Source organism: Marinobacter denitrificans (genome assembly GCF_008795955.1).
GTDB classification, from domain to species: domain Bacteria; phylum Pseudomonadota; class Gammaproteobacteria; order Pseudomonadales; family Oleiphilaceae; genus Marinobacter; species Marinobacter denitrificans.
In genome coordinates this window covers 288,445-301,618 of record NZ_VMHN01000001.1, presented here as the reverse complement: position 1 = coordinate 301,618, position 13,174 = coordinate 288,445, and the positions used below count along the sequence as shown (strand labels likewise).

13 protein-coding genes are annotated in these 13,174 nt (G+C 58.8%); 10 read left to right on the top strand and 3 right to left on the bottom strand.

What is annotated here, in order from left to right:
- Nucleotides 1-15 precede the first annotated feature (15 nt).
- Both FO268_RS01370 and FO268_RS01365 read right to left on the bottom strand, forming a co-directional pair.
- Entirely contained in the window at nucleotides 16-1,017 is a 1,002-nt protein-coding gene (locus FO268_RS01370) for a serine/threonine protein kinase (RefSeq protein ID WP_150988512.1), read from the bottom strand.
- A 9-nt stretch (nucleotides 1,018-1,026) separates the two neighbouring features.
- Nucleotides 1,027-1,449, bottom strand: coding sequence for a hypothetical protein (locus FO268_RS01365; protein WP_150988508.1), 423 nt, complete (start codon nucleotides 1,447-1,449; stop codon nucleotides 1,027-1,029).
- Between the two features lie 127 nt (nucleotides 1,450-1,576).
- Between FO268_RS01365 and FO268_RS01360 the strand changes: the two genes are divergently transcribed.
- Nucleotides 1,577-2,677 (top strand): NAD(P)/FAD-dependent oxidoreductase, encoded by a 1,101-nt coding sequence (locus FO268_RS01360; protein WP_150988505.1) that lies wholly within the window; start codon nucleotides 1,577-1,579, stop codon nucleotides 2,675-2,677.
- Between the two features lie 11 nt (nucleotides 2,678-2,688).
- On the opposite strand, the gene FO268_RS01355 is transcribed toward FO268_RS01360, so the two are convergent.
- On the bottom strand, nucleotides 2,689-3,477 hold the full coding sequence (locus tag FO268_RS01355; RefSeq protein ID WP_225316474.1) for a ComF family protein: 789 nt from the start codon (nucleotides 3,475-3,477) through the stop codon (nucleotides 2,689-2,691).
- 40 nt (nucleotides 3,478-3,517) lie between these two features.
- Between FO268_RS01355 and bioB the strand changes: the two genes are divergently transcribed.
- The 9 genes from bioB to FO268_RS01310 all read left to right on the top strand — a co-directional run bounded on the left by bioB (nucleotide 3,518) and on the right by FO268_RS01310 (nucleotide 13,174).
- Nucleotides 3,518-4,600 carry a biotin synthase BioB gene (bioB, locus tag FO268_RS01350; protein ID WP_150988502.1) on the top strand — a complete coding sequence of 361 codons (1,083 nt, stop codon included), beginning with the start codon at nucleotides 3,518-3,520 and terminating at the stop codon, nucleotides 4,598-4,600.
- A 25-nt stretch (nucleotides 4,601-4,625) separates the two neighbouring features.
- Nucleotides 4,626-5,804 (top strand): 8-amino-7-oxononanoate synthase, encoded by a 1,179-nt coding sequence (gene bioF, locus FO268_RS01345; protein ID WP_150988499.1) that lies wholly within the window; start codon nucleotides 4,626-4,628, stop codon nucleotides 5,802-5,804.
- Nucleotides 5,801-6,571, top strand: a complete 771-nt coding sequence (locus FO268_RS01340; RefSeq protein ID WP_191966787.1) for an alpha/beta fold hydrolase — start codon at nucleotides 5,801-5,803, stop codon at nucleotides 6,569-6,571. Before bioF ends, FO268_RS01340 begins: the two co-directional genes overlap by 4 nt.
- The gene (locus FO268_RS01335) at nucleotides 6,565-7,395 is read left to right on the top strand and encodes a methyltransferase domain-containing protein (RefSeq protein WP_150988493.1); all 831 of its coding nucleotides are present in this window, start codon (nucleotides 6,565-6,567) and stop codon (nucleotides 7,393-7,395) included. The genes FO268_RS01340 and FO268_RS01335 overlap by 7 nt, the downstream gene beginning before the upstream one ends.
- Before the next feature lie 19 nt (nucleotides 7,396-7,414).
- A complete protein-coding gene (gene bioD, locus FO268_RS01330; RefSeq protein ID WP_150988490.1) occupies nucleotides 7,415-8,107 on the top strand; it encodes a dethiobiotin synthase in 693 nt (230 codons plus the stop codon).
- Between the two features lie 51 nt (nucleotides 8,108-8,158).
- The gene (locus FO268_RS01325; protein WP_150988488.1) at nucleotides 8,159-8,404 is read left to right on the top strand and encodes a flagellar biosynthesis protein FlgE; all 246 of its coding nucleotides are present in this window, start codon (nucleotides 8,159-8,161) and stop codon (nucleotides 8,402-8,404) included.
- A gap of 95 nt (nucleotides 8,405-8,499) precedes the next feature.
- On the top strand, nucleotides 8,500-9,123 hold the full coding sequence (locus FO268_RS01320; protein WP_150988485.1) for a putative metalloprotease CJM1_0395 family protein: 624 nt from the start codon (nucleotides 8,500-8,502) through the stop codon (nucleotides 9,121-9,123).
- Between the two features lie 238 nt (nucleotides 9,124-9,361).
- Nucleotides 9,362-11,161 carry an acyl-CoA dehydrogenase C-terminal domain-containing protein gene (locus FO268_RS01315; protein WP_150988480.1) on the top strand — a complete coding sequence of 600 codons (1,800 nt, stop codon included), beginning with the start codon at nucleotides 9,362-9,364 and terminating at the stop codon, nucleotides 11,159-11,161.
- 222 nt (nucleotides 11,162-11,383) lie between these two features.
- Entirely contained in the window at nucleotides 11,384-13,174 is a 1,791-nt protein-coding gene (locus FO268_RS01310) for an acyl-CoA dehydrogenase C-terminal domain-containing protein (RefSeq protein WP_150988477.1), read from the top strand.

Genomic DNA, 13,174 nt, shown 5'->3' with positions numbered 1-13,174 from the left:
TTCGGTTGTCCGGCCTCAATACTGGCCGGGAACATTAATGGAAGGGGCTTGCAGTGCCGCGAGCTGTTCACGCAGGGACAGGATCTGGTCGGACCAGAAACGGGGCTGGGCAAACCATGGGAAGAATCGCGGGAAGGCGGGGTCGTCCCAGCGCTTGGCCAGCCAGGTGCAGTGAGAAATCTGGCGGTAGCATCGCAGAGGTTCAATAAGATGGCGTTCCCGGCGGTTGAAGTCCCGGAACATTTCATAGCCTTCAAGCAGTTCGCCAAACTGCTGGCCCCGTTCAATGTCGTCTCCGTTCAGCAGCAGCCAGAGGTCCTGGATGGCTGGCCCGGTGCGGCAGTCATCCAGGTCGACAAACAGCATCTGCTCCTCACGACAGAGGATGTTGCCGCCGTGGCAGTCGCCGTGCAGTCTCAGGGAGTGCACTTCGCCGGCATCGTCGATCCGCCGGGCGCAATGGTCCACCAGGTCGGGAATCAGTGAATCCCAGGCGGGGCGAAGGTCATCCGGTACCCAGCAATTGTCGGTAAGGAAACGGTTGTTCTCCTCAATGCCTGAGAGCACGGACATCACGGGGCGATGGCTGAAGCTGGCCGTATCACCGATGTTGTGAAGCTGGCCCAGCCATTGTCCAAGCCGGTAGAGCGTGTCAGCTACACTGGTATCCGGCGCCTGGCCGCCCCTCTGCGGAAAAACGGCGAACAGGAAGTCATCACAGCGCCCCAGGGTGTCCCCGGAGGGCATGACCATTGGCGCGACCACCGGAATGTCGGCGGCCAGCAGTTGCGCGGTAAATTCGTGTTCTTCGCGGATCTGCGCTTCACTCCAGCGCCCCGGACGGTAAAACTTGGTTATTACGGGGGGCTGGTCTTCAATGCCGATCTGATAAACGCGGTTTTCATAGCTGTTAAGGGCAAACAGCCGGCCATTAACGATGAACCCTGCGTTCTCCATGGCATCAAGAATCTTGTCCGGTTTAAGGGCATCGTATGGATGGCTGGAGATCTCGGTCATAAATAAATTTTAGCGTCTCGAACTTTGTTGGGCCTGCATTGATGCAAGGTGGTACCAGTTTTCGTCCAGTTCCCAGCGAACGCGGTCCACGCCTGAAGCATTGAGGACAATATCGCCGGCCCTGGCCTGGACCTGGGCCAATTCACGTTCTGCACGTTGCCAGTCCCGGTGGTTGTCGCTCAGGTTGCGCATACTCGGGAAAATGGTGCTCAGTGCTTCGTGGGTCGATGTTTTGTGTGAGCGAAGGGAGCTCATAATGGCGGTGCTCCCCTCCACCCTCAATACCCGGTGTTGATAGGGATAGTTGGCCACCATAGTGTCCGCTTTCAGATCCTGATTGAGGCTGATTACCTCAAAACCACGCCAGCCAAGCCAGCCAACAAATATGGCCGCGACCATCATTACAATTATAAACTGCTTCCTGTCAGACATCGCTTCCTGCTCCGTGCACTTGTTTTCTGGGGCAAGTATAACGTTTCAGGGCCATGATCGTAATGCGATTCCGGCAAACTCCCACAGACAGGCGAGGGTAATTCGAACTTTGGTGACAGACAGGGAAATGCTTCAGGTAGATACGGTCGTGGTCGGTGCGGGTATTGTCGGCCTTGCCGTGGCCCGGCATCTCGCCATGCAGGGTAGCGAGGTATTGGTTCTGGACGGCAATGCACGTTTCGGAGAGGGGTTGTCCTCCCGTAACAGTGAAGTTATCCATGCCGGTATCTACTATCCGGAGGGCTCCGGCAAGGCGAAGTTGTGCATTCGTGGCCGGCAACTGCTATACGATTACTGTCAGCAGCGACAGATTGACCATCGGAAAACCGGTAAGTGGATCGTGGCCCGAGGCCCGGAGCAACAGGAGAAGCTCGTTTCGATAGCCCGGCAGGCTGAGCGCAATGGGGTGTGGCTGCAAAGCGTGGGGCAAGGCGCACTGCAATCGAGGCTGCCGGAGGTGATTGCCGATGAGGCGCTGTTTTCCCCGGAAACCGGTGTGGTGAATAGTCATGGGGTGATGCTCGCGTTTTTGGGGGATATTGAGGACTGTGGTGGCCAGCTTGTCTGTCATGCGCCGGTGGAAGGTGTCACCACCATCGGCGACCAGCATCGCCTGCGGATAGGGGGGCAGTCGCCTTGCGAGCTGGTTGCCCGGCGTGTGGTAAATGCAGCTGGCCTGGGCGCGGTTGCTCTGGCGTCTGCCTGGAAGGGGATGCCAGAGGCACTTGTGCCGCAACAGTGGCTTGCCCGGGGTGTTTATTTCAGTTATTCCGGTCGACACCCGTTCAGTTCGCTGATCTATCCGGTGCCCGAGCCGGGCGGCCTGGGTGTTCACCTGACACTGGATCTGGCTGGCCAGGGGCGTTTCGGGCCGGATGTGGAATGGATAGAGCAGGTTGACTTTTCGGTGGACCCTGGCCGAGCGCGATCGTTTGCCAACAGTATCCGTCAGTGGTGGCCAGCGCTGGATGAAACCCGTCTGCAACCTGCTTATGCCGGGATCCGACCCAAACTGGCGGGGCCCGATGGCGGGTTTGCGGATTTTCGAATTGATGGCGAGGTAGACCATGGTATTCCGGGGCTGGTCCACCTGTTTGGTATTGAGTCCCCGGGCTTGACCGCGTGTCTGGCGATTGCCGAGGAGGTAGCCCAAAAGCTGGGGGACTGACCCTTTCCTGGTTACCCCGGTGTTCTTGCCAGTGCCCAGATCTGAACCTCCGCCGCGCCAGCTTCAAGAAGTGCTTCAGTAAGGCTCCGCGCAGTGGCCCCGGTGGTCACGACATCGTCAATAATGGCGAGCCTTGCTGGCGGAGTACGACCCACCTGATAGATCCCCCGCAGGTTGGCCAGCCGTTCTTCCCGGTTCAGGCCTCGTTGGGGTCGGGTTCGACGATTTCGGATAACGAGATCGGTAGTCCAGGGTATACCTGTGCGTCTACTGAGTTGTTCGGCAATGTCTGCGGCCTGGTTGAATCCCCGCTTGCGGCGCCGGGCCGGGTGCATCGGGCTGGCTATCAGCAAATCCGGGCGCTGCTCGGGAATGGTTTGCAGCATCCCCACCAGTTGGGTTGCGAAGTCGTGAATCAGCGGCCGTGCGAATGCACGCTGGCCGTTATATTTGTAGCGCTGGATCATACCGTCGACCGGGTAACGATAGCGCCAGGGCGCAATCACCCGCGTGAACGGCGGTAAATTCTGCAAACATTGGCCGCAAAGCGTTTCGTTTCCGGCGAATGCCAGGGGAAGGGCGCAGCAGCGGCAATGCCAGTGGTTGGCAGGCAAGTCCTGGCGGCAGGGCGTACACAACCCGTAGAGGGCATCAGGCGCCAGACAGGCGACACACTGACCACCGCCGGAAGGCAGAGGGCTGCGGATCTTCCGCACCGAGTCGTGAATCCATTCTCTGCTGTTAACCTTTGGTGTTAACAAGGTTGACAGCGATCTCAGTCCCTTTATCATCTGTTTCATCCGTAAACCAGAATCCCGGTAAAGTTAACAGGACTGAATCATGACTGCCACCACACCCTCTGCGGCACCTTCTATTGGAACCCGTCACGACTGGACCATGCAGGAAGCACGTGCACTGTTCGACCTGCCATTCAACGACCTGATGTTCCGTGCCCAGAGCGTTCATCGTGAACATTTCGATCCCAACGAGGTGCAGATCAGCACACTGCTGTCCATCAAGACCGGCGCCTGCCCGGAGGACTGCAAGTACTGCCCCCAGAGCGGCCACTACAACACTGGCCTGGAAAAGGAAAAGTTGCTGGAAATTGAAAAGGTGGTTGCCGAAGCAAAGGCGGCCAAAGCGAAGGGCGCTTCCCGTTTCTGCATGGGGGCAGCCTGGCGCAGCCCTTCTAAAAAGGACATGGGCTACGTGGTGGACATGGTGCGGCAGGTGAAATCCCTGGGCCTGGAAACCTGTATGACCCTGGGCATGTTGCAGCAGGAGCAGGCCGACGAGTTGGCAAGTGCCGGGCTGGATTATTACAACCACAACCTGGATACGTCCGAGAAGTACTACAGCCACATCATCACCACCCGCACCTACCAGGATCGGCTGGATACCCTTGAGAATGTTCGTAACGCCGGCATGAAAGTCTGCTGCGGCGGCATTGTGGGCATGGGCGAAGACCCGGACGATCGTGTAGGTTTGCTGGTTCAGTTGGCAAACCTGCCCCATCATCCCGAGAGCGTGCCGGTAAACATGCTGGTGAAGGTGCCGGGTACGCCAATGGAAGATGTGGAAGACCTGGACCCGTTCGATTTCATTCGCACCATCGCGGTCGCCCGCATCATGATGCCGGCCTCCCATGTGCGGTTGTCGGCCGGTCGGGAGAACATGAATGAGCAGATGCAGTCCCTGTGTTTTCTGGCCGGCGCCAACTCGATTTTCTACGGCGAAAAACTGCTGACCACTGCTAACCCGGAAGCCGATGCCGATCGCGAGTTGTTCAACCGCCTGGGTATCCGTCCCGAAGTGCGTGAGCAGGCTTGCTCGGAAGAGGAGGCGGAGGAAGCCATCGCGGAGGCCGTCGAATACGAGCAGACCCGCCACATGTTCTACGATGCCACACGCGAATCGGCATAGGCAGAGGTGCCGGTGAGAGCTGACCATGCGTGATTTTGCAGCCGAGCTTGAAAACCGTAAGCAGGCGGGGCTTTACCGTACCCGTCGGCTGATCAGTGGGCCCCAGCAGCCGGAGCTTGTTTCTGACGGTGTTCCGCTGCTGTCGTTCTGCAGCAATGACTACCTGGGCCTGGCCAGCCATCCCGATATTGTCCGGGCCGCTACCGAAGCCATGTCGCACACCGGTCTGGGCGGAGCAGCATCGCACCTGATCTGCGGCCACCACGAGGGCCACCATCAACTGGAGGTTCGGCTGGCGGCGTTCACCCGTCGCAGCTCGGCGCTGTTTTTTTCCACCGGCTACATGGCCAACATGGGTGTCATATCCGCCCTGGCGGGCCGTGGCGATACCATTTTTTCTGACCGCCTCAACCACGCCTCCATTATTGATGGCTGCATCCTCAGCCGTGCCAGGGTGAGGCGCTATCCCCACGGCGATATCGAAGCCCTGGCCAGCATGCTTGCCAGCACTGGCGGCCATAAGCTCGTTGTGACAGACGGTGTGTTCAGCATGGACGGCGACGTGGCCCCATTGAAGGAGCTTGCGGCGCTGTGCCGGGCACACGATGCGTTACTGGTGGTTGATGATGCCCATGGTATGGGCGTTCTTGGCCCCCACGGTCGAGGCAGCATCGCCGAACTTGGGTTGTCGGAAGAGGATGTGCCGGTGCTGATTGGAACGCTGGGTAAAGCCATCGGCACCAGCGGGGCGTTCGTCGCCGGCCCGAAACTGCTGATGGATTACCTGGTGCAGAAGGCTCGCACCTATATTTATACCACCGCCATGCCCCCGGCCATTGCCCTGGCTACCTGTGCCAGCATCGACCTGATTGAACGGGAGGATACCCGCCGCAACCATCTGCACGTTCTTATCCGCGATTTTCGCCGTGGTGCCTCTGAGTTGGGTTATGAATTGATGCCATCCCGCACACCGATACAGCCGATCCTGGTTGGCGACAACTGGTCTGCTCTTGCCCTGAGTGAGGCGCTGGAGCAAAGAGGTCTGATGGTGACCGCCATAAGGCCGCCGACCGTGCCTGAGGGCGAGGCGCGTTTGCGGGTAACCTTCAGTGCTGCCCATTCGACAGCGGATCTGGAAAAACTGCTGGACGCGCTCTCAGAGTGTCGCCCTCTGTTGAAATGGCCGCCTGCCGAGGCTGTATGAACCAGGTTGCTCACAGGGCACCATTGATCGTGGTCGGAGGCTGGGGCGTTGATGCCGCCATGCTTCTGCCGCTGTTCGACGGCTGGCCTGGTGAAATCCACCTGGTTTCGCTAACCGACACGATAATGGCCCGGTGTGAGTCGGTCGCTGAGGTGGGGGCTTTCCTGTTGGAGCGCTATCCGCACCCCTCGGTGTGGGTCGGCTGGTCCCAGGGGGCGCAGGTGGTCATGGCTGCAGCGTCGCAGAGTGCGTTGATCAGTGGATTGCACAGGGCACTGCAGGTATCCAGGGTCATTACCCTGGCGGGTTTCCCCAGGTTTGTAGCCACCCCGGATTGGCCGGCTGGCATGTCAACTGGCACTTTCAAAACCTTCAGGGCCGATGTCGCCCACCAGACCGGTCCGGCGTGGCGCCGGTTCCAGCAGCTCCTGATACACGGCTGTGAGGATTACCGGGAGGCTCGCAAGGACCTTTTGCCGTGGCTGAAATATGGAACTCCGCTGAGTCCGGGCCATCTGGTGCGTGGCCTGGAGTGGCTGGAAGCGGAGGATCAGACCGCCCTGTGGAGGCAGATTACTGTGCCGGCGCTCCACCTCCAGGCGGGGCGGGATGCTGTGGTCCGCTCGTGGGCAGCTAACCTTGTGCCGGCTGGAAGCTCGGAGGTGGTAACTGTGCCGGGAATGACCCACTGGCCGCGGGGGCAGGCGATCGGGCTGTGCCGTGAGCAGATCTGGCGATTTGCGTTCGGTAAGGAGTATTCATGGTAGGCCTGCCAACAGGTTCTTTATCGGTCCCGCCGAAAACAGCCATTGCCCGGGATTTCGGAGCCGCATCGAAAACCTATAATCCCGCAGCCCGGCTACAGCGCTACATGGGCCAGGTCATGATGGAGCAGATTCTTGCGCAGGAGTGCCCCCCGGTAGCCGGCGCAGGCTATCAGGTGCTGGACCTGGGGTGTGGCACCGGTTGGTTCACCTCACAGCTGGCGGAAATGTTTGAAGGGCCTGAAACGTCGGTCACCGGCGTCGATCTGTCGGCGGGTATGCTGGACTATGCGCGGGCTGCCGGGGCTCCCGGAATTCGATGGCTGGTAGCAGATGCCGAGTCTCTGCCGCTGGAAGACAATAGCCTGGACCTTGTGTTCAGCAACCTGATGATCCAGTGGTGCAGGGATTCTGCCGGGGTCCTGGCTGAATGTCGCAGGGTTCTGCGGCCGGGTGGGCAATTATTCATCTCGACCTTGCTGGAGGGTACGCTGGATGAATTAAGAACCGCCTGGTACCAGGCTGATCCCGAACACGAGCACGTGAACCGCTTCGAGAGCGAATCCGCGTTTCGTGGACAGGCCCTGGATGAGTTGCCGGGGCCCCGGGTGTTCACGGAGTCCATCGTCCTGGACTATCCTTCACCGCTGGCCCTGCTGGCAGAGCTGAAAGCGATCGGGGCCGGATTCAAAGGTTCGTCCCGTCGCCGTTACGCCACAGCGCCGGGACGTTTGCGGGCCATGTGCCATCACTACCCGAAAGGGAGTGATGGGCTGGTCCGCGCCACTTATAAAGCAGCATGGCTGAGTTGCCGTCTGCCGTATTGATACAGGAGCTCTCCGGGCCATGGCCAGAAAAAGCTATTTTGTAACAGGCACCGATACGGGCGTTGGAAAGACCATGGTGTCGGCCGCCATTCTGGAGGCCGCCGCTGTCCTGGGGAAGCGCACAGTGGCCATGAAGCCTATCGCCTCCGGTTGTGACGACACCCCGGAGGGTCTGCGCAATGAAGATGCGCTGATATTGATGGAGGCCATGTCAGAGCCACTGGGCTATGACCAGGTTAATCCGGTAGCCCTGAAGCCCGCAATTGCTCCTCACGTTGCGGCAGCTCAGGCTGGCCGTACTGTCACGGCTGAACGCCTGGTAGGTTTCTGTCGCGGCTTGCAGATGCGCCCGGCGGATCTTTTGCTGGTAGAGGGGGCTGGCGGCTGGCGGGTACCGCTCAACGATCGTGAAACCTACGCCGCTCTGCCGGGGTTGCTGGAAATGCCTGTGATTATGGTGGTGCCGCTGAGGCTGGGCTGTATCAACCATGCCTTATTGACCGCCGAAGCCATTCGTCGTGACGGGCTGGCCGTTGCCGGCTGGGTTGCCAACCGGCCGGTTGCTGAGGTCATGACCTGTGAGCAGGAAACGCTGGAATACCTGGTGAACCATTTGGGAGCCCCCTGCATGGGCGTCTTGCCATGGCAGGAAAGGGCGGACCCCAAAACGCTGGCGACCAGTCTCAATGTGAATTGTTTGTTTGAAAATTGACCAGAAATGTGGCTTAATTGAGTCAATTAATGGTCATCGGACACTGAAGTTATGATCAATAACACGTTGGGAATTGGTATCCAGGGCATCCAGACCGGTATGCAGGGCATGGAGAATGCCGCCCGTCAGATTGCCCGTGGTGGCACAGACGGCCCTCGGGGTAGTGCGGACGGCGCCGGTGGCTTGCTGGAACCCATCATTGATCTCAAGCTTTACGAGCGAAGTGTTGAAGCCTCAGCCCAAGTGGTGAAGACCGCCGATGAAACTCTCGGTACGCTTCTGGACCTCAAAGCCTGAACCTGCCTGCATGGCTCGCGACCGCCCGGTCGTGTTCTATAATTACCTGAATCACTGACATGATGATTTCCGGAGCCTTAGCCTCCGTCCCTCCAATGAATCCCCTTCCAGCTGCCAGAGCGGCTGATGACGACCGCAACGTCGAAACCACGGCGGAAACCAACGACCGTGACCGCACCCAGGAGCGCCGGCGCTCAGAGCCGGAGAATCCTCAAGGGCTGGAGGATGCGGAGCTGCAGATATTGGCTGATCTCAAAGCCCGGGACCGCGAAGTCCGTGCTCACGAAGCGGCCCACCAGGCCGTAGGTGGACAATACGCCGGTTCAATTTCCTATGTGTATCAACGGGGTCCTGATGGTGCTCAGTACGCTGTTGGCGGAGAAGTGTCGATAGACACCTCCCCGATTCACGGTGATGCCCAGGCCACCATTGAAAAAATGCGAACGGTCAGGGCTGCAGCGCTTGCACCTGCGGAACCGTCTTCCCAGGATAGGGCGGTCGCAGCGGAAGCCATGCAGCTTATGCTGCAGGCCCGCTCCGAGTTGTTTTCAGAGCCTGCTAACCCGGAAGACACTGACCCTGCCGGCAGCGGTGAGGATGATAAGTCGTTCGGGCAGGAAACCCGCAGCGCAGCCAGCGCTTATCAGACCGTCTCAGGATTGGGCGAGACTGATACTGTAAATAATGAAGTCACCTCCCGGTTTAAGACAACTGCCTGATAACCTGCGATTCAACCAGGTCTTTTCAGTTTTTATTCCGCGGTTTCCGCAAAACTTCACCACAAAATGCAACACAAATTTCAAGCGTGGCTATTGACAATTCTGTGCCACTAAACGTATGTTTCAAACAAGTGTTTAATTAGCGGTGCCGCACCGAGTGCTGTGCCGTATGAGCAAACCCCGAGGCAAAGTGCTGTGACGTTTTCGCAGCTGTGACCGAAAATCTGAGGTGGATTCCATGCCTGAATACAAAGCGCCCCTGCGTGACATTAAATTCGTAATGACCGAACTGCTGGACAGCGAGCAGCACTACGCCAATCTGGAAGGTGCCGAGGATGCGACTCCGGATATGGTCGACGCCATTATCGGGGAAGGTGCCAAATTCTGTGAGCAGGTGTTGTCTCCGCTGAACCAGGTGGGCGACAACGAAGGTTGTACCTGGAGCGAAGACGGTGTGAAAACCCCCACCGGGTTCAAGGAAGCCTATCAGCAGTACGTGGAAGGCGGCTGGCCATCCATGACAGCCGACCCCAACTACGGTGGCCAGGGCCTGCCGCATTCCCTCGGTCTGGTCATGAGCGAAATGGTAGGTACCTCAAACTGGTCCTGGGGCATGTACCCGGGCCTGAGCCACGGTGCCACCAATACCATTGAGGCACATGGCACGGAAGAGCAGAAGCAGACCTACCTCACCAAGCTGATCAGCGGCGAGTGGACCGGCACCATGTGTCTGACCGAGCCCCATTGTGGCTCCGACCTGGGCACCCTGCGTACCAAGGCCGAACCGAATGCTGACGGAACCTACTCTATCACCGGTACCAAGATCTTCATTTCTGCCGGCGAGCACGACATGGCCGAGAACATTGTCCATATCGTTCTGGCGCGGCTGCCGGGCGCACCTGAAGGTACCAAGGGGATCTCCCTGTTCATCGTGCCGAAGCAGCTGCCGAACGAAGACGGCTCTTCCGGTGAGCGTAACGCGGTTTCCTGTGGCTCTATCGAGCACAAGATGGGTATCCACGGTAACGCTACCTGCGTGATGAACTTTGACGGCGCCAAGGGTTGGCTGATCGGGCCGGAGAACAAGGGCCTGAACTGCATGTTCACCTTCATGAACACTGCCCGTATCGGTACTGCGATTCAGGGCCTGGGTGCTGCTGAACTGGGCTTCCAGGGCTCCCTGGCATACGCCAAGGACCGTCTGGCCATGCGCTCCCTGAGCGGTGCGAAGAATCCTGAAGGCATCGCGGATCCGATTATCGTCCACCCGGACGTGCGTCGTATGCTGCTGACCCAGAAAGCCGTTGCAGAAGGTGCTCGGGCGCTGATTTACCTGACCGCCCAGCAGGCTGACATTGTGCACAGCGGCAAGACTGAGGAAGATCGCAAGGCGGCCGACGAAGCCCTGGGCTTCCTGACCCCGATTGCCAAGGCTTTCCTGACCGAAATTGGCTACGAAGCAGCCAACCTGGGCATGCAGGTATTCGGTGGTCACGGGTTTATCTCCGAGTGGGGTATGGAGCAGAACGTTCGTGACGCCCGCATCGGCATGATTTACGAAGGCACAACCGGCATCCAGGCGCTGGACCTCCTGGGCCGCAAGGTTCTGATGACCCAGGGCGAATCCCTCAAAGGCTTCACCAAGCAGGTTCACGTATTCTGCAAGGAAAACGCCGACAACGAGCAGCTCAAGGAGTTCATCGAGCCGCTGGCAGCGCTGAACAAGGAATGGGGCGACCTGACCATGAAGATCGGCATGACCGCCATGAAGAACCGCGAGGAAGTCGGTGCCGCGTCCGTAGACTACCTGATGTACTCCGGCTACGCCGTGTTCGCTTACCTCTGGGCCCGTATGGCCAAGGTGGCGCTGGACAAGATGGTGGAAGGAACGACCGAAGAAATGTTCTATAACGCCAAAGTCCAGACAGCACGCTTTTACTTCAAGCGTATGCTGCCGCGCTCCAAGGGCCATGCAGAGAGTATGCTGGCCGGCGCCGACAGCCTGATGGACATGCCGGAAGAAGCCTTCGCCCTCTAAGGCGGGTTTGAAGGAACCGGAAAAGCCCGCTCTCCCAGGAGGCGGGCTTTTTTCATGAAATGGCCGCCGGGACCTCATGAGTTGGGGGCCCCATTAGGGTAGAATAAGCCACCATAAAAATAACCTGAGCGGACACATAGCCGAGGAAGTGAGCAGGACCACTGGTCCGTATTTGTTCATTTCGCAGACTGACTGAATTGTGGAATTGTGGAGAGATCTTAGATGGCTGATTATCAGGCACCTTTACGTGACATGCGCTTTGTCCTGAACGAAGTTTTTGATGCGCCGTCCCTGTGGACGTCATTGCCGAAGGTGGCAGAGAACGTTGACCCGGATACCGCCGATGCCATTCTCGAAGAGGCAGGCAAGATTACCAGTGGTGTGCTGGCGCCCCTGAACCGCGAAGGTGATGAGCAGGGCTGTAAGTGGAACAATGGCGAAGTGTCCACTCCGGAAGGCTTCCGTGAGGCCTACCAGACCATCGTTGAAGGCGGCTGGAACGGCCTGGGCGGTAACCCGGAGTTCGGTGGCATGGGTATGCCGAAAACCCTGGTCGCCCAGTTTGAGGAAATGATGCAGGCCGCCAATATGGCTTTTGGTCTTGCCCCGATGCTGACTGCGGGCGCCTGCCTGGCTCTGGACGCCCACGGTAGCCAGGAACTCAAGGAGAAGTACCTGCCCAATATGTACGCCGGCGTCTGGTCCGGTGCCATGGATCTGACCGAACCCCACGCCGGTACCGATCTCGGAATTATCCGCACCAAGGCTGAACCAAACGGCGACGGCTCCTTCAGCGTGACAGGCACGAAGATCTTTATCACGTGGGGCGAGCACGACATGGCGGAGAACATCATTCACCTGGTGCTGGCCAAGTTACCGGATGCGCCCAAGGGACCCAAGGGCATTTCCCTCTTCCTGGTGCCCAAGTTTGAGGTGAACGAAGACGGCTCCCTGGGTGAGCGCAACAGCCTTAGCTGCGGTTCGCTTGAGAAGAAAATGGGTATCAAGGGCTCCGCTACCTGCGTCATGAACTTCGACGGTGCCAAAGGCTGGCTGGTCGGTGAAGAGAACAAGGGCCTGGCGGCCATGTTCACCATGATGAACTATGAGCGCCTTGGTGTAGGTATTCAGGGCATTGGTGCTGCTGAAGCCTCCTTGCAGAGCGCCCGTGAATACGCCCTGGAGCGGATTCAGAGCCGCGCTCCCACTGGAGCTCAGCAGCCAGAAAAAGCGGCGGATCCGATTCTGGTGCATCCCGATGTACGTCGCATGCTGCTGACCATGAAGGGTTATGTTGAGGGCGGCCGTGCCTTCTCGACCTATGTGGCGCAGTGGTTGGACATTTCCAAGTACTCGGATGATGACGAGCGCCGCAAACATGCTGAGGGCATGGTGGCGCTTCTGACACCGGTAGCGAAAGCCTTCCTGACAGATCGTGGTCTGGATGCCTGCATCATGGGTCAGCAGGTCTTTGGCGGTCATGGCTTTATACGCGAGTGGGGCCAGGAACAGTTGGTTCGTGACTGCCGCATTACCCAGATCTACGAAGGCACCAACGGTATTCAGGCGCTGGACCTGATGGGCCGGAAAGTCGTCGGGAGCCAGGGTAAGCTGTATGAGCTGTTCGCCGAGGACGTGGCTTCGTTCATTGAGGAAAACAGCGGGGATGAGAATCTGCGTCCTTACCTGGAGCCACTGGCCGCGGCGTTCGAGCGCTTGTCCGATGTAACCGAACACGTAATCAACCAGGCCAGCGACAATCCTGACGCAGTCGGTGCTGCTTCGGTTGATTATCTGGACCTGTTCGGCCTGACAGCACTGGGCTACATGTGGGCGAAAATGGTGAAAGCAGCGGCTCCGAAAGCCGAAGCGGATACCTCCGGCTTCTATAGCGGTAAGGTGAAAAGCGCACGCTTTTACTTCGATCGTCTGTTGCCCAAGACCGTCGCGCTCGCCGAGGGTATTCGCAGTGGCAGCAACTCCATGATGGCGCTGACCGCCGAGGAATTCTGA